Source organism: Pseudomonas sp. 02C 26, assembly GCF_002843585.1.
Lineage (GTDB): Bacteria > Pseudomonadota > Gammaproteobacteria > Pseudomonadales > Pseudomonadaceae > Aquipseudomonas > Aquipseudomonas shirazensis.
The window spans coordinates 3,958,157-3,984,131 of the sequence record NZ_CP025262.1 but is presented as its reverse complement, the minus strand read 5'-3'; the positions used below and the strand labels follow the sequence as shown (position 1 = coordinate 3,984,131).

Annotated in this window: 24 protein-coding genes; 8 read left to right on the top strand and 16 right to left on the bottom strand. The window is 62.4% G+C overall.

Annotated elements, in window-relative coordinates; translation table 11 throughout:
* From CXQ80_RS18175 to CXQ80_RS18135, 9 genes are all read right to left on the bottom strand, one after another.
* Positions 1–927: an EamA family transporter gene (locus CXQ80_RS18175; RefSeq protein WP_101321780.1), complete on the bottom strand. Its 927-nt coding sequence runs from the start codon at positions 925–927 to the stop codon at positions 1–3.
* Between the two features lie 54 nt (positions 928–981).
* Positions 982–2,262: a TRAP transporter large permease gene (locus CXQ80_RS18170; RefSeq protein WP_101321779.1), complete on the bottom strand. Its 1,281-nt coding sequence runs from the start codon at positions 2,260–2,262 to the stop codon at positions 982–984.
* Positions 2,263–2,790 carry a TRAP transporter small permease gene (locus CXQ80_RS18165; RefSeq protein ID WP_101321778.1) on the bottom strand — a complete coding sequence of 176 codons (528 nt, stop codon included), beginning with the start codon at positions 2,788–2,790 and terminating at the stop codon, positions 2,263–2,265.
* Between the two features lie 62 nt (positions 2,791–2,852).
* Positions 2,853–3,824, bottom strand: coding sequence for a TRAP transporter substrate-binding protein (locus CXQ80_RS18160; protein WP_101321777.1), 972 nt, complete (start codon positions 3,822–3,824; stop codon positions 2,853–2,855).
* A 57-nt stretch (positions 3,825–3,881) separates the two neighbouring features.
* A complete protein-coding gene (locus CXQ80_RS18155) occupies positions 3,882–4,766 on the bottom strand; it encodes an SMP-30/gluconolactonase/LRE family protein (protein WP_101321776.1) in 885 nt (294 codons plus the stop codon).
* Positions 4,767–4,794: 28 nt separating this feature from the next.
* Complete coding sequence (locus CXQ80_RS18150) at positions 4,795–5,601, bottom strand: NAD(P)-dependent oxidoreductase (RefSeq protein ID WP_101321775.1); 807 nt, start codon at positions 5,599–5,601, stop codon at positions 4,795–4,797.
* Between the two features lie 183 nt (positions 5,602–5,784).
* Positions 5,785–7,023 (bottom strand): OprD family porin, encoded by a 1,239-nt coding sequence (locus CXQ80_RS18145; protein WP_101321774.1) that lies wholly within the window; start codon positions 7,021–7,023, stop codon positions 5,785–5,787.
* A gap of 447 nt (positions 7,024–7,470) precedes the next feature.
* Positions 7,471–8,721, bottom strand: coding sequence for a ribonucleotide-diphosphate reductase subunit beta (locus CXQ80_RS18140; RefSeq protein ID WP_101321773.1), 1,251 nt, complete (start codon positions 8,719–8,721; stop codon positions 7,471–7,473).
* Positions 8,722–9,298: 577 nt separating this feature from the next.
* Complete coding sequence (locus CXQ80_RS18135; RefSeq protein ID WP_101321772.1) at positions 9,299–12,178, bottom strand: ribonucleoside-diphosphate reductase subunit alpha; 2,880 nt, start codon at positions 12,176–12,178, stop codon at positions 9,299–9,301.
* Between the two features lie 731 nt (positions 12,179–12,909).
* Here CXQ80_RS18135 and CXQ80_RS18125 point away from each other — a divergent pair.
* The gene (locus tag CXQ80_RS18125) at positions 12,910–13,614 is read left to right on the top strand and encodes a response regulator transcription factor (RefSeq protein WP_101321771.1); all 705 of its coding nucleotides are present in this window, start codon (positions 12,910–12,912) and stop codon (positions 13,612–13,614) included.
* Positions 13,611–15,221: an ATP-binding protein gene (locus tag CXQ80_RS18120; protein WP_101321770.1), complete on the top strand. Its 1,611-nt coding sequence runs from the start codon at positions 13,611–13,613 to the stop codon at positions 15,219–15,221. Before CXQ80_RS18125 ends, CXQ80_RS18120 begins: the two co-directional genes overlap by 4 nt.
* On the opposite strand, the gene CXQ80_RS18115 is transcribed toward CXQ80_RS18120, so the two are convergent.
* Together CXQ80_RS18115 and CXQ80_RS18110 are read right to left on the bottom strand one after the other, a co-directional pair.
* On the bottom strand, positions 15,218–15,919 hold the full coding sequence (locus CXQ80_RS18115; protein WP_101321769.1) for a 4'-phosphopantetheinyl transferase: 702 nt from the start codon (positions 15,917–15,919) through the stop codon (positions 15,218–15,220). The genes CXQ80_RS18120 and CXQ80_RS18115 overlap by 4 nt on opposite strands.
* Before the next feature lie 40 nt (positions 15,920–15,959).
* Positions 15,960–16,751 carry a dienelactone hydrolase family protein gene (locus CXQ80_RS18110; RefSeq protein ID WP_101321768.1) on the bottom strand — a complete coding sequence of 264 codons (792 nt, stop codon included), beginning with the start codon at positions 16,749–16,751 and terminating at the stop codon, positions 15,960–15,962.
* A 134-nt stretch (positions 16,752–16,885) separates the two neighbouring features.
* Between CXQ80_RS18110 and CXQ80_RS18105 the strand changes: the two genes are divergently transcribed.
* From CXQ80_RS18105 to CXQ80_RS18090, 4 genes are all read left to right on the top strand, one after another.
* Positions 16,886–17,491 carry an outer membrane protein gene (locus CXQ80_RS18105; protein ID WP_101321767.1) on the top strand — a complete coding sequence of 202 codons (606 nt, stop codon included), beginning with the start codon at positions 16,886–16,888 and terminating at the stop codon, positions 17,489–17,491.
* Between the two features lie 121 nt (positions 17,492–17,612).
* Positions 17,613–18,290: a response regulator gene (locus tag CXQ80_RS18100; RefSeq protein WP_101321766.1), complete on the top strand. Its 678-nt coding sequence runs from the start codon at positions 17,613–17,615 to the stop codon at positions 18,288–18,290.
* Positions 18,287–19,633, top strand: a complete 1,347-nt coding sequence (locus CXQ80_RS18095) for an ATP-binding protein (RefSeq protein ID WP_101321765.1) — start codon at positions 18,287–18,289, stop codon at positions 19,631–19,633. The genes CXQ80_RS18100 and CXQ80_RS18095 overlap by 4 nt, the downstream gene beginning before the upstream one ends.
* A gap of 291 nt (positions 19,634–19,924) precedes the next feature.
* Positions 19,925–21,250, top strand: coding sequence for a dicarboxylate/amino acid:cation symporter (locus CXQ80_RS18090; RefSeq protein ID WP_101321764.1), 1,326 nt, complete (start codon positions 19,925–19,927; stop codon positions 21,248–21,250).
* A 173-nt stretch (positions 21,251–21,423) separates the two neighbouring features.
* Here CXQ80_RS18090 and CXQ80_RS18085 read toward each other — a convergent pair whose 3' ends face one another.
* Together CXQ80_RS18085 and CXQ80_RS18080 are read right to left on the bottom strand one after the other, a co-directional pair.
* On the bottom strand, positions 21,424–21,918 hold the full coding sequence (locus CXQ80_RS18085) for a SprT family zinc-dependent metalloprotease (RefSeq protein ID WP_101321763.1): 495 nt from the start codon (positions 21,916–21,918) through the stop codon (positions 21,424–21,426).
* 130 nt (positions 21,919–22,048) lie between these two features.
* On the bottom strand, positions 22,049–22,648 hold the full coding sequence (locus CXQ80_RS18080; RefSeq protein ID WP_101321762.1) for a Yip1 family protein: 600 nt from the start codon (positions 22,646–22,648) through the stop codon (positions 22,049–22,051).
* Positions 22,649–22,933: 285 nt separating this feature from the next.
* On the opposite strand from CXQ80_RS18080, the gene ttcA reads away from it, so the two are divergent.
* Together ttcA and CXQ80_RS18070 are read left to right on the top strand one after the other, a co-directional pair.
* On the top strand, positions 22,934–23,758 hold the full coding sequence (gene ttcA, locus CXQ80_RS18075) for a tRNA 2-thiocytidine(32) synthetase TtcA (protein WP_101321761.1): 825 nt from the start codon (positions 22,934–22,936) through the stop codon (positions 23,756–23,758).
* A gap of 3 nt (positions 23,759–23,761) precedes the next feature.
* Positions 23,762–24,433 carry a DNA-3-methyladenine glycosylase I gene (locus CXQ80_RS18070; protein WP_101321760.1) on the top strand — a complete coding sequence of 224 codons (672 nt, stop codon included), beginning with the start codon at positions 23,762–23,764 and terminating at the stop codon, positions 24,431–24,433.
* A gap of 175 nt (positions 24,434–24,608) precedes the next feature.
* Here CXQ80_RS18070 and CXQ80_RS18065 read toward each other — a convergent pair whose 3' ends face one another.
* Genes CXQ80_RS18065 through arsC form a run of 3 tightly spaced genes read right to left on the bottom strand, consistent with a single transcriptional unit; the run spans position 24,609 to position 25,967 of the window.
* On the bottom strand, positions 24,609–25,019 hold the full coding sequence (locus tag CXQ80_RS18065; RefSeq protein ID WP_101323094.1) for a DUF2069 domain-containing protein: 411 nt from the start codon (positions 25,017–25,019) through the stop codon (positions 24,609–24,611).
* Positions 25,012–25,617 carry an NAD(P)H:quinone oxidoreductase gene (wrbA, locus tag CXQ80_RS18060; protein WP_101321759.1) on the bottom strand — a complete coding sequence of 202 codons (606 nt, stop codon included), beginning with the start codon at positions 25,615–25,617 and terminating at the stop codon, positions 25,012–25,014. The genes CXQ80_RS18065 and wrbA overlap by 8 nt, the downstream gene beginning before the upstream one ends.
* Positions 25,614–25,967, bottom strand: coding sequence for an arsenate reductase (glutaredoxin) (gene arsC / locus CXQ80_RS18055; RefSeq protein WP_101321758.1), 354 nt, complete (start codon positions 25,965–25,967; stop codon positions 25,614–25,616). The genes wrbA and arsC overlap by 4 nt, the downstream gene beginning before the upstream one ends.
* Positions 25,968–25,975: the final 8 nt, after the last annotated feature.

Below are 25,975 nucleotides of genomic sequence, written 5' to 3'. Positions count from 1 at the left end.
TCAGGCCGAGCGCCGATAGGTCAGCAGCACAATCCCGCAGACCACCACCGCGCCACCGATCAACTGCATGCCGCTCAGGCGTTGATCGAGCAAGGCCCAGGCCAGCAACAGCGTGGCAATCGGCTCGATATTCATTACCGGCGCGTTCTGCGCCATGTTCAACCGCGGCACGCAGACGAACAGCAGAGTAAACGCCACGCCATACAGCACCACCAGGCTGGCCAGAGCGATCCAGCCGGCGCTGCTGCTGGGCAGCGACAAGCCCGCCGGCACCCAGCCGCCGACCCCGGCCACCAGCATGCTGGCGAACACGATCATCAGGGTCAGCAAGCTACGCACCGGTCCGCGTACGCCGGCCAGCTTGTGATCGGTGATCCACAACGCGCAGGCAAACACACAGGCAGCGCAGAAGGCGAGGCTCACGCCGAGGGTCCAGTCCGGGTTGGCCTCAGCGCTGTCGGCCAGGCGTGACGGCACATCCAGCGCCAGCACCAGACCGAGCAGAATCAGCCCCATCAGCAGCACGGTGCGCCGCGTCGGTCGCGGCCCGCCGAGGGCCCAGCTGAGCAGCGCCAACAGAATCGGGAAGGTGTTGCCGACCAGCAGCGCCAGCGCCACCGGGATCCGCGCCACCGCCGAGTACAGGCACAGGCTCTGGGTAGCAATCAGCAGGCCCAGCAGCAGTTGCCAGCGTCGCGAACCTGCGGGCAGGCCTAGCGACTGGCGCTGCCACAGCACCAGCGCCGCCAACGCCAGCAGGGTGATGCCCGAGCGACACAGAATCGCCAGCAGCACGCCGGTGTCGTTATCAAAGGCGATCCGCGCGGCGATGTGGTTGCCGGCAAAGGCACAAGCCAGCAGCGCTAACAGCGCCACCGCCAGCTTGCGCGGGAAGAGTGAGGTATTCGAAGAGGAGGCGACAGCCATGTGCACAAATCCATTTGCAGGGGGAGGGCGGGCCCGCAGGCCCGCCTGTCACAGTTACAGCACCACGCTCGGCAGCCACAGCGAGATAGCCGGGATGTAGGTCACTGCCATCAGCACCAGGAACAGTGCCACATAGAACGGCAGCAGTGCCTTGACCGTCGCCTCGATGCTGACCTTGCCGATGGCCGAGCCAACGAACAGCACCGCGCCCACCGGCGGCGTGATCAAACCAATGCCCAGATTGACCAGCATGATCATGCCGAAATGCACTGGGTCGACGCCGATGCCAGTGATCACCGGCAGCAAGATCGGCGTCAGGATCAGAATCAACGGCGCCATGTCCATCACCGTGCCCAACAGCAGCAGCATGAAGTTGATGCACATGAGGATCACGTAACGGTTGTCCGACAGGGTCAGGAACAGCGTGGTGATCTTCGACGGGATCTGCATCAGCGTCATCACGTAGCCAAAGCTTGCGGCAAAGCCGATCAGGATCATCACGATCGAGATGGTCCGCACCGTGCGGTGCATCAACTTCGGCAGGTCGCGCCACTTGTAATCGCGGTAGATGAACATGGTCACGAAGAACGACCAGACCACGGCAATCGCCGCCGACTCGGTCGCGGTGAACACCCCGGACAGAATGCCGCCGAGGATGATCACCATCGCCATCAGGCCCCACAGCGCTTCACCGGCGATTTTCAGCGCCTGGCGCAGCGGGATCACCTCACCCTTGGGGTAGTTGCGGCGCTTGGCGAAGATCAGGCACAGGCCCATCAACACCGCGCTCATCAACAGCCCTGGCATGACCCCGGCCATGAACAGCGAGGCAATCGATACCGTGCCGCCGGCCGCCAGCGAGTACAGCACCGAGTTGTGGCTGGGCGGAGTCAGCAGTGCCTGCACCGAGCCACTGATGGTCACCGCCGTGGAAAACTCACGCGGATAGCCCTTGCGCTCCATCTCCGGGATCAGCACCGAACCGACCGATGCGGTGTCGGCCACCGACGAACCGGAGATCGCGCCAAAGAAGGTCGAGGCGGTGATATTGACCAGCGACAGGCCGCCACGGACAAACCCCACCAGCACCCCGGCAAACGCCACCAGCCGCCGCGACATGCCACCCTCGGCCATGATTGCGCCGGCCAGCACGAAGAACGGAATCGCCAGCAGCGAGAACTTGTTAACCCCGCTGGCAACCTGAATCATCATTGCCTGCAGTGGAATATCTATCCACCAGGCCCCGACCAGAGCGGCCAGGCCCAACGCATACGCCACCGGCATGCCCAGCAGGATCAGGGCGATGAAGCTGCCCAACAAAATGAACGCATCCATTTATGCAGCTCCTTCGCTTTCTTCGACGACATCGAAGCGCATCACCTGGCGATGGCTCTGATCGCCATAGAAGAGTTTTTCCAGCACGAACAGCAGGGTGATCGCCCCGCCGACCGGGATCGGCGCGTAGGTCATGCCCACACGAATCGACGGCAGGGTGGCGAGAAACTGGTTCCAGGTAGTCACGCACAGCTTGATGCCATAGAAGGTCATGAACGCGCAGACCAGCAGCATCAACACCTGCACCAGCAGTGCTGCAGCCTTGCGGCGTGCCGGTGGCAGGCGGTCGGTAACCGTGGTCACCGCCATGTGCGCACCGGCCCGATAGCTGGCGGCCGCGCCGATGAAGGCGAACACCACCATCAGCAGGATCGCCACCGGCTCCGGCCAGCTCGAGCCGCTGCCGAGCACGTAACGGGCGAAAATGCCCCAAGGAATGATCAGCGTCATGGTCAGGATCGACAGCCCCGCCACCCAGATGCAACCGCTGTACAAGGTATCGTTGACACGCAACACAAGTGTTTTCATAAAGCACCACCGAGGCTGCACGTAGCCGTGCAGCCGCATCTAGCTGGGGAGGGAGCCGCAGGTCACTGGACTTCGGCGATACGCTTCATCAGATCGGCGTATTGCGCGCCGTACTTTTCCCGCACTGGCGCAGTGGCGTCGAAGAACGGCTTCTTGTCGACCACGATGAACTCCACCCCGGCAGCCTTGAGCTTCTCTTCACTGGCGGCCGACTTGGCGTCCCACAACGCACGCTCTTCCATCTGCGCTTCACGGGCGACTTTCTTCACCAGGGTCTGCTGCTCAGGGGTGAGCTTTTCCCAGGTGGTCTTGGACATTACCACTGGCTCAGGCAGGATCAGGTGACCGGTCAGGGTGAAGTACTTGGCGCTCTGGTAATGGTTGTGCTCGAGCAGGGTCGGCGGATTGTTTTCCGCGCCGTCGATCACCCCGGTCTGCAAGGCGCTGAAGATCTCGCCGGTGTCCATGGCAATGCCGTTGCCGCCCATCGCGTTCATCATGTCGATGAACAGCGGGTTACCCTGCACACGGATCTTCATGCCCTTGAGGTCTTCGATCTTGCGCACTGGTTTTTTCGTGTAGATGCTGCGCGCGCCGCCATCCATCCAGGCCAGGGCGACCAGGTTGAATTCGGAATTGGTGATCTTGTCGAGGATCTCCTGGCCGATCTCGCCATCGATGATCTTGCGCATGTGCTCGTGATCGCGGAACACGAACGGCATGTTGAACACGTTTACATCCGGCACCACCGGGCCGACGATACCGAGGCTGACCCGGGTCATCTGCACCGCGCCGATCTGCGCCTGTTCGATGACTTCCTTCTCCGAGCCGAGCACGCCACCGGCGAACATCTTGAAGGTGATCTCGCCATTGCTGGCGGCTTCGAGTTTTTTACCCATGTTCTGCTCGGCAACTACGGTCGGGTAGCCGGCCGGATGGATCTCGGCGAACTTGATATCCAGCGCCGAGGCGGTGCCGGAGAGGCTGATCGCCAACGGGAGTACGGCCAGAAGCAGCTTGCGTTTGAAGACCATGGTGACGCTCCAGTGTTGTTATTATTTGGGTATCGCACGGGTGCAGCGGGATTCGGTTCAGCCGCGCCAGGCTGTTTCTGGCAGGCCCTGCACGCCCGCGTCCAGGGCGAACACGCCACCGGCTAGCGGCTGATCGTGCAGGTCGCCGCCGGGGCGGATCGAGGTCACGAACAAGGTGTCCAGGTTGCGCCCGCCAAAGGCGCACATCGCCGGCTTTTTCACCGGCACATTGAGTGAGCGGTCCAGTCGTCCATCGGGAGTGAAGCGGTGCACCTGGCCTGCATCGTTGCCGCAGATCCAGTAGCAGCCGTCGGCATCCACGGCAGCGCCGTCAGGCCGTCCCGGGAAGCCGCGCATATCAACGAACAGGCGCTGGTTGTGCGGGGTGCCGGTGTCGATGTCGTAGTCGAACTGCCAGATGCGCTGCACGTCGGGGTGGGAGTCGGACAGGTACATGCGCGTACCGTCCGGGCTGAACGCCAGGCCGTTGGGCACAATCATCTGGTCCAGCTGCAGGTGCAGCGGCCGGCCCTCGCCGTCGTACCGATACAGGGCACCCAGCGGCGCCGCCTGCTGCATGTTCATCAGCATGCTGCCGGCCCAGAAACGGCCTTGGCGGTCGCAGCGGCCATCATTGAAGCGCATGCCTTCGGCGCCATGTTCAACCGCGCTCAGCAGGCGGCTGTCGAGCTTGCCCTGGGCATTGGCAGTCAGCGCATAAACGCCATCCTCCATCCCGGCAATCCAGCTGCCGTTGGCCGAGCGGGCGATGCAGGCGAGCATCTGCGGCGCTTGCCAGCTTTGATGAGCGCCATCTGCGGCCGTCCAGCGGTGCAGCTGGCCGGCAGGGATATCGACCCAGTACAGCGCCTGCTCGGCAACATCCCACACCGGGCTTTCGCCGGTGGCATTGCGCGCATCCACGATCAGTTCGTAGTTCACGGTAGACAGCCTCCTTGCGCGTGGTGAATCAGTCGAATGGCCCGGCAGCGACAAACGCGCCACCTTGATACACCATCGCCGGGTCATCGGCGGCTGGCGCTGGTTGCGCTTCGACCTTGGCGCGGAACACCTCGGAGGAGTCCTTCGGCTGGTAGCCCAGGTGCGCGGCATGGCGGTTGTCCCACCACACGTCACGGTTGGCCGAGGCGCCGTAGACCACGGTGTGGCCGACTTTCTCGGTGAACAGGCCGCGCTCGATCAGTTGGGTCAGGTCGTCATAGCTCAGCCAGGTGCTGAGCATCCGCCGGTTCTGCGGCTCGGGGAACGACGAGCCGATGCGGATGCTGACGGTCTCGATGCCGTAGCGATCGAAATAGAAGCTGGCAACGTCCTCGCCGTAGCACTTGGACAACCCGTAGTAGCCGTCCGGGCGGCGCAGGGCGTGGGCGTCGATCTGCTGGTCCTGCTGGTAGAAGCCAATGGTGTGGTTGGAGCTGGCGAAGATGATCCGCTTGACCCCATGCTTGCGCGCCGCCTCGTAGAGGTGGAACACGCCGCAGATATTTGGGCCGAGGATTTCTTCGAAAGGCCGCTCGACCGAAACACCGCCAAAGTGGCAGATGGCATCGACGCCTTCGACCAACTGGTGCACGGCGGCCTTATCGGCCAGGTCGCATTCGACAATTTCTTCCCGAGCACTGGTGGCGGGCGCCATTGCTGCGATGTCGGAGAGGCGCAGTACGTCGGCGTAACCCTTGAGGCGCTCGCGAAGCACTTGGCCGAGGCCGCCTGCGGCTCCGGTGAGCAGCAGGCGCTTGAACGGTGTGATAGTCATGGCAAGCTCGTTTGTTTTGAGTTGTTGTAGGTTGTCGTATGACTGTGCTGGATTATCGGTAGTGATTCGCAAGGTTGTCAATGCTTGCCATGTCTGTTTTTGTCACTGCCCCAGGCTCCCAGCGACCCCTGTGGGAGCGGGTTCACCCGCGAAGAGGCCAGCACTGACACCCCATAACCGCTGTTACAGCAGAGACAACGGATAGTTGAAGATCAAACGGTTCTCGTCGAACTCGTTGCTGCTGAAGTCGCGGCGAATGGTCGAGTTGCGCCACTTGATGCTCAAGTCCTTGAACGTACCGCTCTGGATCACATAGGCCAGCTCCGACTCACGCACCCACTCCTTGCCATCGGTAACCGCTCCACTGTGCACCTCGCGGCCACTGATGTAGCGGTTCATCAGGGTCAGCCCAGGGACGCCGACAGTGGTGAAGTTGAAGTCATGCCGCGCCTGCCACGAACGCTCGTTGGCGTTATCGAAGCTGGCGTTGTAGCTATCGTTGGCCAGGGTGCCGCCACTGGTGCCGTTGACCCGCATCCAGGTATCGCCGCTGACCTTCTGCAGGCCGACATAGAAGGTGTTGCCGCCGACCTTGGCCGAGAACATCCCTGAGTAGGTCTTGTTGTCCAGCTCGCCCGCGCGCTTGGCGCCGTCGTCATCACCCTGGAAGTAACCGAGGTTGGCGCCCAGAGTCCAGCTGCCGACCGGCTGGCTGTGGCTGACCTGCAGGTATTGCTGCTGATAGACGTCCTTGAGTACCGCGTTCCACAGCCCGAACAAGGTGCGGTCCTGGTTGAACTTGTACTCACCACCAACGAAGTTGAAGCGGTCCGAGGCAGCGCCGCCGTAGATCATGTCGTCCATGCTCGCGTCGTTACGCGGGCTGTTGCCCCGGAACTGACCGCCGTACAGGGTCAGCCCGGCGATCTCGTTGGACGTCACCTGACCGCCGCGGAACGTCTGCGGCAGCGAACGGCCGTCGTCCGAGCGCAGGATCGGCAGCACCGGCATCCACTCGCCGATCTTCAACTCAGTCTTGGAGATCCGCGCCTTGCCCGCCACTGCAAGGCGGCCATAGTCATCTGCCGGCCGGCCATCATCATGCCGCGGCAGCAGCCCGGTGCCGTAGGTACCGCCACCGCCATCGAGCTTGACCGACCACATCCCCAGCACATCCACACCAAAGCCAATCGGCCCCTCGGTGAAGCCCGAGCGCGCATCGAGGATAAAGCTCTGGGTCCATTCCTCGGCCTTGCTCTGCGGGTTGGCCGGGTCGACGAAGTTGCGGTTGATGTAGAAGTTGCGCAGGCCCAGCGTGGCCTTGGCGTCCTCCATGAAACCTGCGGCAAAGCTCACCTGCGGCAATGCACCGAGGGCGGTTGCGCTGAACAGCGCGAGGGGAAGATGTTGGCGGATTTTCATTATTGTTGTGCTCCCTGAGGGTAAAGCTTTCCGTATGCCAGGCGCGTGCAAGCGGCCAGCGGCAGTGGCGGGGGTAGGCGAGGCCGGTCAGGCCAAACGGTTTCGAGCCTGCGCGCGAAGGCTAGCTGCCGCGGGCAGTGCTGGGCTGAAGAGGACGGCGAAGGCGAACAGCGTGGAGGAGGGCTGAGATCGTCATAGGGGCTTCACTGAATTGTTGTTTTTGTTGTGTGTTGTCGTACGACTTTGCAGATTATTAACGGCGGGGAAAAAGCTTGTCAATGGGGTGTTAGGCGGGATTCAGCGGCGGGATAGGGGATGATACGCGCCCGAGGGCTCTGGTGCAGGGTGTTTGGGGTTGCTAAAGACATCGTATGACAGATTAAGCAAAGGGGCCGCAAAGCGGCCCCAATAATCCAGCTGACAGCCCGTTTCAGGGCTTCACCAAGATCAATCCCAGCTCAACGCCCCACCGGTCTGATACTCGATCACACGCGTCTCAAAGAAGTTCTTCTCTTTCTTCAAGTCCATGATCTCGCTCATCCACGGGAACGGGTTGGTGGTGCCTGGGTACTCTTCCTTCAAGCCGATCTGAGTCAAACGACGGTTGGCGATGAACTTGAGGTAGTCCTCCATCATCGCTGCGTTCATGCCCAGCACGCCGCGCGGCATGGTGTCGCGAGCGTATTCGATCTCCAGCTGGGTCCCTTGCAGGATCATCTGGGTGGCTTCTTCCTTCATCGCCGCATCCCACAGGTGCGGGTTCTCGATCTTGATCTGGTTGATCACGTCGATACCGAAGTTCAGGTGCATCGACTCGTCACGCAGGATGTACTGGAACTGCTCGGCAACGCCGGTCATCTTGTTGCGACGGCCCATCGACAGGATCTGGGTGAAGCCGCAGTAGAAGAAGATGCCTTCCAGCACGCAGTAGTAGGCGATCAGGTTACGCAGCAGTTCTTTGTCGGTCTCTGGGGTGCCGGTGTTGAATTCCGGGTCGGAGATGGCGCGAGTGTACTTCAAGCCCCAGGCAGCCTTCTTCGCGACCGACGGGATCTCGTGGTACATGTTGAAGATCTCGCCTTCATCCATGCCCAGCGACTCGATGCAGTACTGGTAGGCGTGGGTGTGGATCGCCTCTTCGAAGGCCTGGCGCAGGATGTACTGGCGGCACTCGGGGTTGGTGATCAGGCGGTACACGGCCAGGGCCAGGTTGTTCGCAACCAGCGAGTCGGCAGTGGAGAAGAAGCCGAGGTTGCGCATGACGATACGGCGTTCGTCTTCGGTCAGGCCGTCCTGGTCTTTCCACAGGGCGATGTCGGCGGTCATGTTGACCTCTTGCGGCATCCAGTGGTTGGCGCAGCCGTCGAGGTACTTCTGCCAGGCCCAGTCGTACTTGAACGGCACCAGCTGGTTGAGGTCGGCACGGCAGTTGATCATGCGCTTCTCGTCGACCGCAACGCGGGCCGCGGAGCCTTCCAGTTCAGCCAGGCCTTCGGCGATGTCGAGGTCGTCCAGGGCAGCCTTGGCACGCTTGACCGCGTCCGAGTCGGCAGCCGTGGCAGCACGCGCTTCAAGGGCGGCGGCGCCACCGGCGCTGTCGAGCTTGTCGAGGGTGGCGGCGGCTTTGGCCTGCGCCGGGGTGCTGCTTTTTACGGCAAGTTCGTCGTCTTCTTTGTCGAATTCGTCCCAGCTCAGCATGTCATGGCTCCTGCTAGAGGGTTGCGCGCGGCAACCGGTTGGATTTTCAAGTGATGCCTGTACAGCGCAATGCCCACAAGGCGTTACGGCGGGCGCTGAGAGCGTGCTCTCGTCACATTTAAAGGTGTCTGGCTCAGCGCCTGGCCTGTCCTCGAACGAGGGGCCAGGGCGCTGGAAATCTTGTCGTCAGCTCGCCCTTTCGGGGGGCGCGAATTATACCGGAAACGAGGCTGGATCGGGGCCCCTCGGCCGCTATGGATGGTAATTTTTTGACCCGCAGAGCACGCCAGTGTTCACTCGATTCCAGCTGCTTGTTACGGGATGTGAGTCTAGCGCTAAATACGATTTGTTCCTACATCTTGTGCTGCTTTATTTTGCCGCACACTGCATATGGTGTTTTATCTTGATCGGGGTCAAATAGAAGGATTGCCTGTAAGCGCCTGATGACAGGGCGCGAGCGGGTGTCGCAAGGGCCTCTCCAAGCCTGACTCAAGCGCTGCCGTCCAGGCAAAAAAAACCGCAGCCATTACCGTGTGGGCAATGGCTGCGGTGGTGTCAGCTCAGCGCTGCGCCGGCCTTATTGGCAAGCTTCGCAATCCGGCTCGTCGATCGCGCAGGCCTTCGGCACAGGTGCTGGACCTGCGGCCTGGACCGGGGCGCTGTCGCCGCCGCTGGAAACGGCGTTGAGCTTGCCGGTGTTGATGGTCGACTTCTCGGTGCTGGTCGCGGCCAGGGCACGGAGGTAGTAGGTGGTTTTCAGACCACGGTACCAAGCCATGCGGTAGGTCACGTCGAGCTTCTTGCCCGAAGCGCCGGCGATATACAGGTTCAGCGACTGCGCCTGGTCGATCCACTTCTGGCGACGGCTGGCGGCATCGACGATCCACTTGGTGTCGACTTCGAACGCGGTGGCGTAGAGGTCTTTCAGCTCTTGCGGGATACGCTCGATCTGCTGCACCGAACCATCGTAGTACTTCAGGTCGTTGATCATGACCGAGTCCCACAGGCCGCGGGCCTTGAGGTCGCGCACCAGGTACGGGTTGATCACGGTGAACTCGCCGGACAGGTTCGATTTCACGTACAGGTTCTGGTAGGTCGGCTCGATCGACTGCGATACGCCAGTGATGTTGGCGATGGTCGCGGTTGGCGCGATGGCCATGATGTTCGAGTTACGAATACCTTTCTGTACGCGAGCACGTACCGGTGCCCAGTCAAGGCTCTCGTTGAGGTCGACGTCGATGTACTTCTGGCCACGGGCTTCGATCAGGATCTGTTGCGAGTCCAGTGGCAGGATGCCTTTGGACCACAGCGAACCCTGGAAGGTCTCGTAGGCGCCGCGCTCGTCAGCCAGGTCACACGAGGCCTGGATGGCGAAGTAGCTGACCGCTTCCATCGACTTGTCGGCGAACTCGACGGCAGCGTCGGAGCCGTAGGCGATGTGCTGCAGGTACAGTGCGTCCTGGAAGCCCATGATGCCCAGGCCGACCGGGCGGTGCTTGAGGTTCGAGTTACGTGCCTGCGGTACCGAGTAGTAGTTGATGTCGATCACGTTATCGAGCATGCGCACGGCAGTGTTGACGGTGCGTTGCAGCTTGGCGGTATCGAGCTTGCCGTCAACGATGTGGTTCGGCAGGTTGATCGAGCCCAGGTTGCAGACTGCGATCTCGTCCTTGTTGGTGTTCAAGGTGATCTCGGTGCACAGGTTCGAGCTGTGCACCACGCCGACGTGTTGCTGCGGCGAGCGCAGGTTGCATGGGTCCTTGAAGGTCAACCATGGGTGGCCGGTCTCGAACAGCATCGACAGCATCTTGCGCCACAGGTCTTTGGCCTGAATGGTCTTGAATACCTTGATCTTGTTGTACTCGGTCATGGCTTCGTAGTACTCGTAACGCTCTTCGAAGGCCTTGCCGGTCAAATCGTGCAGATCAGGTACTTCGTTCGGCGAGAACAGAGTCCACTGGCCGTCGTCGAAGACACGCTTCATGAACAGGTCCGGGATCCAGTTGGCGGTGTTCATGTCGTGGGTACGACGACGATCATCACCGGTGTTCTTGCGCAGTTCGATGAATTCTTCGATGTCCAGGTGCCAGGTTTCCAGGTAGGCGCAGACCGCGCCCTTGCGCTTGCCGCCCTGGTTGACCGCAACGGCGGTATCGTTGACCACTTTGAGGAACGGCACGACGCCCTGGGATTTGCCGTTGGTGCCCTTGATGTACGAGCCCAGCGCGCGCACTGGCGTCCAGTCGTTGCCCAGACCGCCGGCAAATTTCGACAGCATGGCGTTGTCGTGGATCGCGTGGTAGATGCCCGAGAGGTCATCCGGCACGGTGGTCAGGTAGCAGCTCGACAGCTGTGGACGCAGGGTACCGGCGTTGAACAGAGTCGGGGTCGAGGCCATGTAGTCGAACGACGACAACAGGTTGTAGAACTCGATCGCACGGGCTTCCTTGTCTTTCTCTTCCAGCGCCAGGCCCATGGCCACGCGCATGAAGAACACCTGCGGCAGCTCGAAGCGCACGCCATCCTTGTGGATGAAGTAGCGGTCGTACAGGGTCTGCAGGCCGAGGTAGGTGAACTGCTGGTCGCGCTCGTGGTTGATCGCCTGGCCCAGACGCTCGAGGTCGAAGTCGGCCAGGGCCGGGTTCAGCAGCTCGAACTCGATGCCTTTGGCAACGTAGGCAGGCAGGGCCTTGGCGTACAGCTCGGCCATCTCGTGGTGGGTGGCGCTGTCGGCTACGTTGAGGAAGCTCAGGCCTTCGGCACGCAGGGTGTCCATCAGCAGACGGGCGGTGACGAACGAGTAGTTCGGCTCACGCTCGACCAGAGTACGGGCGGTCATCACCAGGGCGGTGTTGACGTCCTTCAGGGCAACGCCGTCGTACAGGTTCTTCAGGGTTTCGCGCTGGATCAGCTCGCCGTCGACTTCAGCCAGGCCTTCGCAGGCTTCGCTGATGATGGTGTTGAGGCGGGCCATGTCCAGCGGCGCCTTGCTGCCGTCGGCCAGGCTGATGCGGATCGACGGGTGCGGCTCGACCACGGCATCGTTGTTGGCGCGGGTAGCACGCTCTTTGGCGCGCTGGTCGCGGTAGATCACGTAGTCACGAGCCACTTTCTGCTCGCCGGCGCGCATCAGGGCCAGTTCGACCTGGTCCTGGATTTCTTCGATGTGGATGGTGCCACCCGACGGCATGCGACGCTTGAAGGTTGCGGTGACCTGCTCGGTCAGGCGCGCAACGGTGTCGTGGATGCGCGACGAAGCGGCGGCAGTGCCGCCCTCAACTGCAAGGAACGCCTTGGTGATGGCCACGGTGATCTTGTCGTCGGTGTAGGCGACGACAGTGCCGTTACGCTTGATCACACGCAGTTGGCCAGGCGCAGTGGCAGCCAGATCCTGGTTCGAATCAGCGGCCTGCGGCGCTTGGGCCTGCGGGTTCTCGCGAGTTGTGTCGGTTTGCATCGGTGGGTGTCTCCACAGTTTCAATAGTGTTCGGGCGTGTCATCCACGCCCACCGTTCCATCCGCCAGTTGGCTTGCCCGAGCGGGGAGCCCACGCGCACGTGGATCCGCCAGCTCGGGCGTGCCGACTTCGGGACAGACTCAGGAATAAGGGGCAATAGCTTGCCGCTCCCTGGCCGAAGTCAAAGGTTCTGCGTTACAACGCAAAATCTGTTGCTGTCGGGGTCGCCAGGCTATGCCTGCAACACCCGTACCCGAACAAGGCCCTGTGCAAGGCTTGCCTCGGTTTGCCTACGCAGGAGCGGTTTGGCTGCTTGTATTGCCATAAGTTCAGGTCGAAAAAACGCTTGAATTTCGCCGCTGACTTGTGTTCTCGATTTCGGCCCAACCCCAACATCTAGTGGTTCGCCGCGATGGGGATACAAGATAATGCGGTCTGAGGGTGTTTGCAAGGCGACCGCCTGTGGATAACGTGTGTACAGATTGTGTGTGATTCGTGGGTATCGGCTGTAGGCCTTGTCCTCACGGCTTTTCACTTTTTTTCCGCATCGTAATGACCCGTTGCAGAATGTTACTGCTGTGCGGCGCATCACGCTAATTCGTCCTGGCCTGTCTCGGACCAGCGGTGCCGACAGAGCCGATTGGCAGGCGCAGATGTGCGACGTAGTATCCGCGAACAAGGCTACATTCAGGTGACCAGCGGCAGCCCATCCATAACAACAGAGGCCAGGCATGGACCAACCCAGCAACCGCATCCTCATCGTCGAGGACGATCAGCGTCTCGCCGAACTGACCGCCGAGTATCTGCAGGCCAATGGCTTCGAGGTTGCGGTCGAGGCAGACGGCGCGCGCGCGGTGCGGCGCATTCTCGACAGCCAGCCGGACCTGGTGGTGCTGGACCTGATGCTGCCCGGTGAAGACGGCCTGAGCATCTGTCGGCGGGTACGTGGCCAGTACCAAGGCGTGATTCTCATGCTGACTGCGCGCAGCGATGAGCTCGATCAGGTTCAGGGCCTGGACCTGGGTGCCGATGACTATGTCTGCAAGCCGGTGCGGCCGCGCCTGCTGCTGGCACGTATCAATGCCTTGCTGCGGCGCAGCGACAGCCCCGACAGCAAAGTGCAGGCGCTGCGCTTTGGTCCGCTGCAGATCAACAACAGCCTGCGCGAGGCCTGGCTCGATGAGCAGCCGATCGACCTCACCGGCGCCGAATTCGACCTGCTCTGGCTGTTGGCCAGCCATGCCGGCCGGGTGCTGTCGCGCGAGCAGATATTTACCGCCCTTCGCGGCGTCGGCTACGACGGCCAGGACCGTTCGATTGATGTGCGTATCTCCAGGATTCGCCCCAAGATCGGTGACGATCCCATTCATCCGCGGCTGATCAAGACCTTGCGCAGCAAGGGCTATCTGTTCGTGGCTGAGGCGGCGCCGGCCTGATGAAGTCGATTTTCCTGCGTATTTATGGCGGCATGCTGGCGGTATTGGTGCTGGTGGCGGTGCTCGGCGTGGTCAGCCTGCACCTGGTCAACCTGGTGCGCGCCGAGCAGCACCGCGAGCGCCTGGCGCAAGGCACGTTCAGCCTGATGGCGGACAACCTCGCGCCGCAGAACCCGGTCGAGCGCCAGCGCTCGCTGTTGATGTGGGAGCGCCTGCTCGGCGTGCCGCTGGATGTCCGGCCAATGGCCGCGCTGACCCTCGACGGCGGCCAGCGCGCGCGGCTGTACCGCGACCTGGTGGTGGTCGACAAGACCGGCCCGCATGCCGCACGGGTATTGCGCCGGATCGGTCGCGAAGACCAGCTGCTGGTGGCCGAGGTCAAGCAGATCAGCGAGCAGCTGGCGCGGGCCACGGTGTACCTGCTGGCTGATGAGCTGGTGCGTTATCCGGTCAGCGAACAGCCGCAGCGCCTGGCGCAACTGCGCCAGAGCAAAGGCTTCGGTTTCGATATCGGCCTGCAACGGTTGGAGCGGGCGGCACTGGATGACGACCAGCGCCACCGGGTCGAGGAGGGCGATACGGTGATGGCGCTGGGCAAGGACGGTGATTCGGTGCGGGTGTTCTCCGGCGTGCCCGGCTCACCCTGGGTACTGGAAATCGGCCCGCTGTACCAGCTCAATCCCTACCCGCCGCAATTGCTGATTCTGATCGCGTTTCTCGGTTTGTGCCTGATCGGCCTGGTGGTGTACCTGCTGGTACGTCAGCTGGAGCGGCGCGTGTCCGGCCTGGAAGCGGCCGCCACGCAGATTGCCCAGGGCAGCCTCGATACCCGCGTACCGGCCGGCGGCGCCGATTCGGTGGGGCGTCTGGCGGCGGCATTCAATGGTATGGCCGAGCACTTGCAGCGCTCGCTGAACATGCAGCGCGAGCTGGTCCGGGCGGTGTCACACGAGCTGCGCACGCCAGTGGCACGGCTGCGCTTTGGCCTGGAGATGCTCGAAACCGCCAGCACCGATCAGGCGCGGGCCAAGCACCTGGCGGGGATGGACGGCGATATCCAGGACCTCGACAAGCTGGTCGACGAAATGCTCACCTACGCGCGTCTCGAACAAGGCGCGCCGGCCTTGCAGTTTCAGGCCGTCGACCTGGATGCCTTGCTGGCGCGGGTCATCACCGAGCTGGCGCCGCTGCGCCCGCAGATAAATGTGCTGCGTGGCCTGTGCCAGGGCGCCGATGAGCACGGCGCCTGGGTCGAAGCCGAACCGCGCTATCTGCACCGTGCGCTGCAGAACCTGGTCGCCAACGCCATGCGCCACGCCGAGGGCGAAGTGCGCGTTAGCTATCACCTTGGTCAGCAGCGCTGCCGCATCGATGTCGAGGATGACGGCCCGGGCGTGCCGGAAAGCGTCTGGGAGCGCATCTTTACCCCATTCACCCGGCTGGACGACAGCCGCACCCGGGCCTCGGGTGGGCACGGCCTGGGCTTGTCGATCGTGCGTCGAATCATCTATTGGCACGGCGGGCGGGCGGTGGTTGCGCGCAGTGAAGGCTTGGGTGGGGCGTGCTTCAGCCTGAGCTGGCCGCGCCAGCAGGAAGCTGAAGACTAGACGCTGACCAGGCTCAACAGCTGCCCGTGGTTGACGCAGAATTGGCCCTTCAGCTCGGCGCCGTGGCGCCATTCAGGCGACAGGTCAGTCAGCAAGCGCAGCCGCGCCAGGCCGTCTGCAGACCACTCCAGCAGCTCTGCATGCTCGAAGTAAAAGCGCTGCAGGGTCAGTGGATAGAGCGTCTTGAACAGGCTTTCCTTGAGCGAAAAGGTCAGCGTCACGCTAAGTGCCAGCTGGCTGCGGTCGAGCCGTTGCAGCTCGGCCGGGGTGAGGATCTCTTCGGCGAGGCGTTCGGCGCGGGCTTCATCCAGCAGTGTTTCCTGATCCAGGCCGATGCCTCGGCAGCTGGCAGCATCGGCCACCACGGCGGCGGCCCAGCCTTTGCCGTGGGTGATCGAGCCGCGGATACCTGCCGGCCAGATCGGTGAGCGGTCGGCATGGGTCGCGGGCACATAGTCACGACCGTCCAGTTGCTGCAGAGCGGCGCGTGCGCAGACTCGGCCGGCCAGGTACTCGGCCTGGCGCTTGGCTACGGAGCGCTGGAGGCTGGCGCTGGGCTCGATGCCCGCGCGCTGGAAGTCGTCGGCAGCAAGCCTGGTCGGGTCGAACGCACAACTGATCAGCACCGCGCCGGGGATAGGGCGCGGTAGTGGCCAGTGGTGTTGCAAGGGGGCGCAGCAGGTCGGCAGTCGGTTCATGGCGCTATTGTGCCAGAGCTGGCCATTGCCAGCGCAGCGGTCACTTGAACAGCTTGTCCAGAAACGCCTGCATGTCTGCCCATGAGCTTTTGTCGGCCGCTTGGTCATAGCCGATATCAGGCCCGCCATGCTCGCCATGACTGAGACGGTCGGCATCGGGGTTGCTGAAACCATGCTTGGCGCCGGCGATGCTGACAAACTGATAGTCGGCCTTGGCCTTGTCCATCTCTTCCTTGAAGGCCGCGACCTGCTCCGGGGTGACCATGCTGTCTGCCGCGCCGTGCTCGACCAGCACCTTGGCCTTGACGCTGCCGGGGCTGGCCGGAGTCTGCGTGACCAAGGCGCCGTGGAAACTCACCACACCGGCCAGCTCCTCGCCACGCCGGGCCGCGTCGAGCACGACCTTGCCGCCAAAGCAGTAGCCAATCGCAGCGAGCTTGTCGGGGTCGGTTTTTGGTTGAATCTTTAGCAGCTCAAGGCCCGCATCGAAGCGCTTGGCAGCTGCTTCCGGGTTCTCCAGCGCCGCCTTCATGAACGCCATCGCATCGGCCGGATGCTCGGTGTGCTTGCCATCGCCATACATGTCGATCGCCAGCGCGCTGTAACCCAGCGCTGCCAGGTCACGGGCGCGGCGCTTGGCATAGTCATTGAGCCCCCACCACTCGTGCACTACGACGACGCCCGGCCGTTTGCCGTCGATAGCATCGTCATAGGCGTAATAGCCAACCAGGCGCTTGCCGTCGTCATCCTGATAATCGATCTGACGGGTCTGTACCGCCGCTTGAGTAAGGCTGGCGCAGCTCAACAAAGCCAGGGCAAACAGATAACGCATGGTCGCAACTCCTTTAGGCGAGGGAAGCGCAGGCTGTTCAGCGGCGGTTCAGGCAGGGTTCAGCCGCGGTTCAGGGCGCCTTGCTTACTCTAGCTTCCAGACCGAAACAGCGCATCCAACTGGAGTAAGAACCCATGAAAACAGTCAATACCCTGCTTGCAGCAATGGCCGTATGTGCCGCCGGCTTCAGCGTTCAGGCCAACGCCGACGACACCTTCGCCAGCCTGACCTACGGCCAGACCAGCGACAAAGTACGCAAGTCCGGGCTGCTCTCGCGCAGCACCGACAACCTCAACACCGACGGCGTGATCGCCAAGGACGGCACCTGGGGTGTGCGTCTGGGCAAGATGAACAACGAAGGCCGCTACTACATGACCTACGACAACGTCTCCGGTGACCACAGCGGGCTCAAGCTGCGCCAGGAAAACCTGCTCGGTAGCTACGACCTGTTCCTGCCCGTGGGAGACACCACCAAACTATTTGGCGGCGCCAGCCTGGGCGTGACCAAGCTGACCCAGGAATCCTCCGGTTACAGCCGCGACACCAATTACGGCTACGCTGCAGGCCTGCAAGCCGGCGTTATTCAGGAAGTCACCGACAACGCCTCGGTCGAACTGGGCTACCGCTACCTGCGCACCAACGCCAGCACCGAACTGGTCGAACACGGCGGGCCGAAAATCGGCAGCATGAGCCTGACCAGCAGCGCCCAGACCTACCTCTCGGCAAACTACAAGTTCTAAGGCGTGCTGGTACTCTGTATCGGCGTTTGCAACGCACAAGGCTGCTGGCTCGCCAGCGGCCTTGCGCCGTGCCTGCGCCAGAGAGGCAAGACAGCGTCGTGACGGTTATAAGGAGAAAGGCATGAAACTGCTGGTGGTCGAGGACGAGGCGCTGCTGCGCCATCATCTGCACACACGCCTGAGCGAAACCGGCCATGTGGTCCAGGCGGTCGGCAACGGCGAAGAAGCCCTGTACCAGGCAGAGGAGTTCGCCTTTGACCTCGCCATCATTGACCTCGGCCTGCCGGGCATGAGCGGCCTGGACTTGATCCGCCAGCTGCGCAGCCAGGGCAAGAGCTTCCCGATCCTGATTCTCACCGCACGGGGCAACTGGCAGGACAAGGTCGAAGGCCTGGCGGCCGGCGCCGACGATTATGTGGTCAAGCCGTTCCAGTTCGAGGAGCTTGAAGCGCGCCTGAATGCCTTGCTGCGCCGTTCCAGCGGCTTCACCCAGTCGACCATTGCCGCCGGGCCACTGGTGCTCGACCTCAATCGCAAGCAAGCCAGCCTCGACGATCAGCCGCTGGCGCTGACCGCGTATGAATACCGCATCCTTGAATATCTCATGCGTCATCACCAGCAGGTGGTGGCGAAGGACCGCCTGATGGAACAGTTGTACCCAGGCGATGAAGAGCGCGACCCGAATGTCATCGAAGTGCTGGTCGGCCGGCTGCGCCGCAAGCTCGAGGGCGAGCACGGCTTCAAACCGATCGATACCGTGCGCGGCCTGGGCTACCTGTTCACCGAGCGCTGCCGATGATCCGTTCGCTGCGCGTGCGCCTGATGCTGGCGGCGGCGCTGCTGGCGCTGTTGTTCATGCTGGCGCTGCTACCGGCCCTGCAGAAGGCCTTCAGCCTGGCCCTGCAGGAGTCGATCGAACAGCGTCTGGCGTCCGATGCGACCACGCTGATCTCCGCCGCGCGTATCGAGCAGGGCCGCCTGCAGATGCCTGATCAGCTCCCGGATGAGCGCTACAACCTGCCTTACACCGGGTTGATCGGCTACATCTTCGACCGCGACGGCAAGCTGGTCTGGCGTTCGCGGGCTACCGCCGACCGCGACATCAACTACCAGCCGCGTTATGACGGCCGCGGCAACGAGTTTGCCCGCATTCGCCAGGACAACGGTGAAGAGTTCTTCGTCTACGACGTGGAAGTAAAACTGCTCGGCGGCAAGAGCGCCGCCTACAGCATCGTTGCCCTGCAACCGGTACGCGAGTATCAGGACACCCTCGAGGGCCTGCAGGAAAAACTCTACCTGGGCTTCGGCGCTGCCTTGCTGGCCTTGCTGGTGCTGCTTTGGGCCGGCTTGACCTGGGGGCTGCGCTCGCTGCGTCGGCTGAGTGTGGAGCTGGACCAGGTCGAGAGCGGTGCTCGCCAGGGCTTGAGCGGCGAACATCCCCGCGAGTTGTTGCGCCTGACCGGCTCGCTCAACCGCCTGCTGCACAGTGAGCGCGAACAGCGTCAGCGCTATCGTGACTCGCTGGACGATCTTGCGCACAGCCTGAAAACGCCGCTGGCGGTGCTCCAGGGCGTGGGCGAAAGCATGGGCCACGGCAGTGGCGAGCGCGAGCAGGCGCGAGTGCTGCAGAGCCAGATCGAGCGCATGAGCCAGCAGATCGACTACCAGTTGCAGCGCGCCAGCCTGCGCAAGAGCGGACTGGTTCGCGACCGTGTCCAGCTCGCGCCGCTGCTCGACAGCCTGTGCAATACCTTGGCCAAGGTCTACCGCGACAAGCACGTGGCGATCACCCTGGTCGTCCCTGCGCAGGCGGAAATACCCATGGAGCAGGGCGCCGCGCTGGAGCTACTGGGCAACCTGCTGGAGAACGCCTACCGGCTATGTTTGGGTCAGGTGCGGGTGAGCTTGAGCGAAACCCCGGACAGCCTGCTCCTGTGCATCGAAGACGATGGCCCGGGCGTGCCGACCGATCAGCGCGAGCGCATCCTCCAGCGCGGCGAGCGGCTGGACCGCCAGCACCCGGGGCAGGGCATCGGCCTGGCCGTGGTCAAGGACATCATCGACAGCTACGACGCCCAGCTGAGCCTGGACGATTCGCCGCTGGGCGGTGCTGCCTTCAGGATTGTGTTCACGCGCGGCTGACCCCGCGCCCGGGCGGATTCCCGCCAACCCGCCCGTTCATTTCCCGCCAACGGGCGGAAATCCGCCAGCTCAGGCCCACCTGGTTGCCCTGTCCTTGGGCATTCCACCCCGTCTAGATCAGGCTTTGCACCTCATTCGAGCACTTTGGCATCGCCCTTGCTATTCACTTGGCAGAGGCCTGCAAAGGCAGCTCGAACACAACGACAAATCCCTCCGGGTGCAGGAGGGTTAGCGCTTTAGGTGCCCCCGCCCTGGGAAGGGTGGAAACCGGCACACTCGAGGAAATAAGCCATGACGACTCGTCAGCCGCTGTACAAATCGCTGTATATCCAGGTGTTGGTTGCCATCACCATCGGTATTCTGCTCGGTCACTTCTACCCTGAAACCGGCGTTGCGCTCAAACCCCTGGGTGACGGCTTCGTCAAACTGATCAAAATGGTCATCGCCCCGATCATCTTCTGTACCGTCGTCAGCGGCATCGCTGGCATGCAGAGCATGAAATCGGTCGGCAAGACCGGCGGCTACGCGCTGTTGTACTTTGAAATTGTCTCGACCATCGCGCTGATCATCGGCCTGGTTGTCGTCAACGTGGTCAAGCCAGGCGCTGGCATGCACATTGACGTCAACACCTTGAACGCCAGCAGTGTCGCTGCCTATGCCGCCGCCGGCGCGCAGCAGACCACTATCGGCTTCCTGCTCAACATCATCCCGAACACCGTGGTCGGTGCCTTCGCCAACGGCGACATCCTCCAGGTGCTGATGTTCTCGGTGATCTTCGGCTTCGCCCTGCACCGTCTGGGTAGCTACGGCCGGCCATTGCTGGACATGATCGATCGCTTCGCTCACGTCATGTTCAACATCATCAACATGATCATGAAGCTGGCCCCGATCGGTGCCTTCGGTGCCATGGCTTTCACCATCGGCCAGTACGGCGTCGGCTCGCTGGTGCAGCTGGGCTACCTGATGGCCTGCTTCTACATCACCTGCCTGGCGTTCATCCTGATCGTCCTCGGTGGTATCTGCCGCGCGCATGGCTTCAGCGTACTCAAGCTGATCCGCTACATCCGTGAAGAGCTGATGATCGTTCTTGGCACCTCGTCCTCGGAATCGGCCCTGCCACGCATGCTGGCCAAGATGGAGCGTCTGGGCGCGAAGAAGTCGGTAGTAGGTCTGGTAATCCCGACTGGCTACTCGTTCAACCTTGACGGTACTTCGATCTACCTGACCATGGCTGCCGTGTTCATCGCCCAGGCGACTGACACGCAGATGGACATCAGCCACCAGATCACCTTGCTGCTGGTGCTGCTGGTTGCCTCCAAAGGTGCTGCTGGCGTCACCGGTTCGGGCTTCATCGTCCTCGCCGCGACCTTGTCTGCTGTCGGCCACCTGCCGGTCGCCGGCCTGGCGCTGATCCTTGGTATCGACCGCTTCATGTCCGAAGCCCGCGCCCTGACCAACCTGATTGGTAACGGTGTAGCGACCATCGTGGTTGCCAAGTGGGTCAAGGAGCTGGACGAAGACAAGCTGCACGCTGAACTGGCTTCGGGCGGCTCGCCGCTGACCGACACTCGTCCAACCGACGACCTCGGTGTAGCTGAAGGCCCAGCGCGCTCTTAAGTCATCAGGCAATAACCTGGGGCCGCTCTGCGGCCCTTTCGCGACACAAGGCCGCTCCTACAGACGACTGCGCATGACTGGCTTGCGTGGTCAACTGTAGGAGCGGCCTTGTGTCGCGAAAGGGCTGCGAAGCGGCCCCAAGTTCGTCCAATCTCCGCAAAACCCTTCCGGCTTCACTCCAGCCGCGTCTGCCCGCTATACGCCAGCACCTGCCGACAGCGCTTGCACAGATACCGCCGCCCTTGGCGCACCAGCTTGTGCCGCACCGCCGTAAAGGCAAAGTCACTCTCCGGGCACGGGCACTGATAGATATAGCGCGTCGCCGTACGCCGTTGCACCGCATAGTTGTGGCAGCGATTGGGCGGCAGCTCGTAGACCCCGCGCATGATCAACTGCCACTCTTCGCCATGGGCCTGGATACTGTCGCCGAACAACTGATGCGCGACCAGATGCGCCACTTCATGGGCCACAGTCTGGCGCAGAAAATCCTCGTGGTTTTCCCGGTACAACTGCAGATTGAAGCGCAGCAGGTTTTCATGCAGATGGGCAACGCCGGCCTTCTGGCCGCGCAGCTTGAAGCTCACCTGTGGGCGGATGAAGCTCCGTTTGAAGAACGCTTCGGCTTGCTGATAGCAGGCTTCAACGCGGGATTCGAGCAACTCGGGCATGGCGATCTAGGTTCTCCTCAGCCGCGCATTATGCCGCAACCCCCCAGAGGCTGCCGAGCCATCGGTCAGCACACAGTCAAAGGCCGCCTTGCGGCGGCCGGTGACTTGATGCCCCAGTGTTGGTTTGGATCTAGTTGGTATACACAGGCCCCACGCCCAGGCCCCAGATGACCACCGTGGCCGCCATGATCGCCACCAGCACCACCAGGCCTACCGCCAGCACGGAGCTTGAGAACAGAAAGCCTTCATCCGCCGGGATGTTCATGAACGTCGGCAAGCCCACATACAGCAGGAACACCGTGTAACTGATGGCCGCCGTGCCGATCACCATGCCCAGCCACAGGTGTGGGTAAAGCGCCGCCAGCCCGGCGACGAACAATGGCGTAGCGGTGTAGGTGGCAAACGCGATGCAGCGTGCCATCGATGGCGTGGCGTCATAGGTGCGCGCCATCCAGTGGATGAAAGCGCCCATTACCGCGACCCCGATCAGCATCGCCAGGTACGACATCACGCTCATCCAGAACGCGCTTTCAACGGTCAGCATGACCGCCGGTCGGTCACCGATCACCCAGCCGACCTGGGTGGTGCCGATAAACGCTGAAACGACGGGGATGGCCGCCAGAATCAGGGTATGGGTCAAGTACATGTGGCTGATCGATTCTTCCTCGCCACGAATCTCCTGCCACTCTTGGTCGGGATGGGTAAACAGCCCAAGAACGTGATGGATCATACCGGTCACTCCTATGGTCGTTGCCTGACGCACCCCAGATGGAGCACATGCGGCCCGCGGCCAGGCACCGAAGCAAGCGGTAATATGGCCTTAAGTCGCAGTATAGGAAGCACATCCCTGCGCAATAGGCGCTTTTTAGAGCAAATCGCGCTGTCGCCGCAGTTGTTGATTCCGTTGCAGTCTTTGGTCGGCCTGGCGCGGTTAATTGTCGCGAAAGCCTTCGCCCGCGCCGGCTTTATGCGTAAAATACTCGGCTTTTGTCACACCTCGCGGATTCCAAGCGCTATGGGCACCCTCTCGGTCAACCAGAACAAACTGCAAAAACGCCTGCGTCGTCTCGCCGGCGAAGCCATCACCGACTACAACATGATCGAAGATGGCGACAAGGTCATGGTCTGCCTGTCCGGCGGCAAGGACAGCTACACCATGCTCGATGTTCTGCTGCACCTGCAGAAGGTGGCGCCGATCCAGTTCGAGATCGTCGCGGTGAACATGGACCAGAAGCAGCCAGGCTTCCCCGAGCATGTTCTGCCGGCCTACCTGAAGACCCTGGGCGTCGAGTACCACATCGTCGAGAAAGACACCTATTCGGTGGTCAAGGAACTGATCCCGGAAGGCAAGACCACCTGCTCGCTGTGCTCGCGCCTGCGCCGCGGCACGCTGTACACCTTTGCCGATGAAATCGGCGCGACCAAGATGGCTCTTGGTCACCACCGCGACGACATGGTCGAAACCTTCTTCCTGAACATGTTCTTCAACGGCTCGCTCAAGGGCATGCCGCCCAAGTTGCGTGCCGATGATGGCCGCAACGTAGTGATCCGGCCGCTGGCCTACTGCAGCGAGAAGGACATCCAGGCCTACTCGGACATGCGCGAATTCCCGATCATCCCGTGCAACCTGTGTGGCTCGCAGGAAAACCTGCAACGTCAGGTGGTCAAGGAAATGCTCATCGACTGGGAGCGCAAGCACCCAGGCCGCACCGAGAGCATCTTCCGCGCGATGCAGAACGTGGCGCCGTCACAACTGGCCGACCGCAACCTGTTCGATTTCACCAGCCTGAAAATCGATGAAACCGCGGCGCCGCGCTTCCTCGATGTGGTGAACATCTGACCCATGCGCGATTATCAGTGGCTGCATGAGTTCTGCCTGAATCGCTTCGGCTCGGCCAAGGCCCTCGAGGCGTTCCTGCCGCAACCGCGCACCCCGGCGCAGTTGCGTGACATCAGCGACGACCGCTACCTGTCGACGCTGGCGCTGCGGGTATTTCGCGCAGGCCTCAAGCACAGCCTGGTAGATGCCAAGTGGCCGGCCTTCGAGCAGGTGTTCTTTGGCTTCGAGCCGGAAAAGGTGGTGCTGATGGGCGCCGAGCACCTTGAGCGGCTGATGCAGGACACGCGCATCATCCGCCACTTGGGCAAGCTCAAAAGCGTGCCACGCAACGCACAGATGATCCTCGACATCGAAAAACAGCACGGCAGCTTTGCCAGCTTTATCGCCGACTGGCCGGTGACCGATATCGTCGGCCTGTGGAAGTACCTGGCCAAGCATGGCAATCAGCTCGGCGGCCTGTCGGCACCGCGCTTTCTGCGCATGGTCGGCAAGGATACCTTTATCCCCACCGACGACATGTCAGCCGCGCTGATCGCCCAAGGCGTGATCGACAAGGCGCCGACCAGCCAGCGTGATCGTGCGTTGGTGCAGGAGGTGTTCAATCAGTGGCATGCCGAAAGCGGCCGGCCACTTTGTCAGCTCTCGGTGATGCTGGCGCACACCGTCAACCATTGAGCCAGCCGTTACACGGTCCCTGTAGGAGCGGCCTTGCCGGGGCGCCGGACCGGTCGCGAAAGGGCTGCGTAGCGGCCCCAGGATTTGTGCAGCACCGCAAAATCGCCGGGCGCGCTGCGCACGCCTTTCGCGACCGGTCCGGCGCCCCGGCAAGGCCGCTCCTACAAAAAGCGGATCAGCATTCGCCGACAAGGCGCCGTTCGTGCTGAAACTTCCAGCGCACGTATAGCAGTGCGCTGACGAACAGGCCCAGGCTCACCAGGGTTTCCATCCAGCCAAACAGCGACCGCGCTGGGTCGAACGCCGCCAGCACGCCTTTGATGAAGTAGATATTGACCACGAAGCAGGTCCACGCATGGGCCCGTGCGCTGCCCATCAGCATGCTTGGCAGCACCAGCAGCAGCGGGATCAATTCGACCGCAAGGATCACCTCGACCCGCGCCCCATGCAGGTTGGCAAACCACAGGTTATTGACCAGCAGCAGGGCGATCAGGCCGACCAGGCAAGCCAGGCTCAGCGCGCGGGTAAGGCGCAGCCGCGGTGCCAGCCAGGCCAGCGCTGGCAGTGGCTTGGCACGCTTAGCCACGCGCGCCACCCAAGGCCTTGGCCGTGCTCGCCAAGCGTTGCCCGAGTGCTCGGCACAGGGCTATTTCGTGGCTGTCCAGCTCGCGCTTGCCGTCGGCGCCGGCATGATGACTGGCGCCGTACGGGGTACCACCACCGCGGGTTTCCAGCAGCGCCGACTCACTGTAGGGCAGGCCGGTGATGAGCATGCCGTGGTGCAGCAGCGGCAGCATCATCGACAGCAGGGTAGTTTCCTGACCGCCGTGCAGGCTGGCGGTGGAAGTGAACACTCCAGCCGGCTTGCCGACCAGTTCACCACCCAGCCACAGGCTGCTGGTGCCGTCGAGGAAGTACTTCAGCGGCGCCGCCATGTTGCCGAAGCGGGTCGGGCTGCCGAGGGCAATCCCGGCGCAGTGGCGCAGGTCATCCAGGCTGGCGTACAGCGCACCGCTGGCAGGGATATCGGGGGCGACTGCTTCGCACTCGGTGGAAATCGCCGGCACGGTCCGCAGGCGCGCTTCCAGGCCAGCCATCTCGACGCCGCGGGCAATGTGCCGGGCCATCTCGCTGGTGGAGCCGTGCCGGCTGTAATACAGCACCAGGATATAGGGCTCGCTCACGGCAGGATCTCCAGCACTTTTTCCGGTGGGCGGCCAATCACAGCCTTGTCACCGGCCACAAGAATCGGCCGTTCGATCAGTTTGGGGTGGGCAACCATTGCCGCGATCAGCTGTGCTTCGGTCAATGCCGGATTGGCCAGCTCAAGGGCTTTGTATTCGTCTTCACCGCTGCGCAGCAGTTGCCGCGCGCTGATGCCGAGCTTGCCCAGCAGCGCCGTCAGGGTAGCGGCATCCGGTGGCGTCTCCAGGTAGCGCACGATGTGTGGAGCAAGGCCGCGTGCTTCGAGCAGCTCGAGGGCGCCGCGGGATTTCGAGCAGCGCGGGTTATGATAGAGAGTCAGATCAGTCATGACGGGTC

Coding starts and splice junctions, on each gene's coding strand:
- CXQ80_RS18175 (WP_101321780.1), bottom strand. CDS start 927: ATGGCTGTCGCCTCCTCTTCGAATACCTCACTCTTCCCGCGCAAGCTG.
- CXQ80_RS18170 (WP_101321779.1), bottom strand. CDS start 2,262: ATGGATGCGTTCATTTTGTTGGGCAGCTTCATCGCCCTGATCCTGCTG.
- CXQ80_RS18165 (WP_101321778.1), bottom strand. CDS start 2,790: ATGAAAACACTTGTGTTGCGTGTCAACGATACCTTGTACAGCGGTTGC.
- CXQ80_RS18160 (WP_101321777.1), bottom strand. CDS start 3,824: ATGGTCTTCAAACGCAAGCTGCTTCTGGCCGTACTCCCGTTGGCGATC.
- CXQ80_RS18150 (WP_101321775.1), bottom strand. CDS start 5,601: ATGACTATCACACCGTTCAAGCGCCTGCTGCTCACCGGAGCCGCAGGC.
- CXQ80_RS18145 (WP_101321774.1), bottom strand. CDS start 7,023: ATGAAAATCCGCCAACATCTTCCCCTCGCGCTGTTCAGCGCAACCGCC.
- CXQ80_RS18140 (WP_101321773.1), bottom strand. CDS start 8,721: ATGCTGAGCTGGGACGAATTCGACAAAGAAGACGACGAACTTGCCGTA.
- CXQ80_RS18135 (WP_101321772.1), bottom strand. CDS start 12,178: ATGCAAACCGACACAACTCGCGAGAACCCGCAGGCCCAAGCGCCGCAG.
- CXQ80_RS18125 (WP_101321771.1), top strand. CDS start 12,910: ATGGACCAACCCAGCAACCGCATCCTCATCGTCGAGGACGATCAGCGT.
- CXQ80_RS18115 (WP_101321769.1), bottom strand. CDS start 15,919: ATGAACCGACTGCCGACCTGCTGCGCCCCCTTGCAACACCACTGGCCA.
- CXQ80_RS18110 (WP_101321768.1), bottom strand. CDS start 16,751: ATGCGTTATCTGTTTGCCCTGGCTTTGTTGAGCTGCGCCAGCCTTACT.
- CXQ80_RS18105 (WP_101321767.1), top strand. CDS start 16,886: ATGAAAACAGTCAATACCCTGCTTGCAGCAATGGCCGTATGTGCCGCC.
- CXQ80_RS18100 (WP_101321766.1), top strand. CDS start 17,613: ATGAAACTGCTGGTGGTCGAGGACGAGGCGCTGCTGCGCCATCATCTG.
- CXQ80_RS18095 (WP_101321765.1), top strand. CDS start 18,287: ATGATCCGTTCGCTGCGCGTGCGCCTGATGCTGGCGGCGGCGCTGCTG.
- CXQ80_RS18090 (WP_101321764.1), top strand. CDS start 19,925: ATGACGACTCGTCAGCCGCTGTACAAATCGCTGTATATCCAGGTGTTG.
- CXQ80_RS18085 (WP_101321763.1), bottom strand. CDS start 21,918: ATGCCCGAGTTGCTCGAATCCCGCGTTGAAGCCTGCTATCAGCAAGCC.
- CXQ80_RS18080 (WP_101321762.1), bottom strand. CDS start 22,648: ATGATCCATCACGTTCTTGGGCTGTTTACCCATCCCGACCAAGAGTGG.
- ttcA (WP_101321761.1), top strand. CDS start 22,934: ATGGGCACCCTCTCGGTCAACCAGAACAAACTGCAAAAACGCCTGCGT.
- CXQ80_RS18070 (WP_101321760.1), top strand. CDS start 23,762: ATGCGCGATTATCAGTGGCTGCATGAGTTCTGCCTGAATCGCTTCGGC.
- arsC (WP_101321758.1), bottom strand. CDS start 25,967: ATGACTGATCTGACTCTCTATCATAACCCGCGCTGCTCGAAATCCCGC.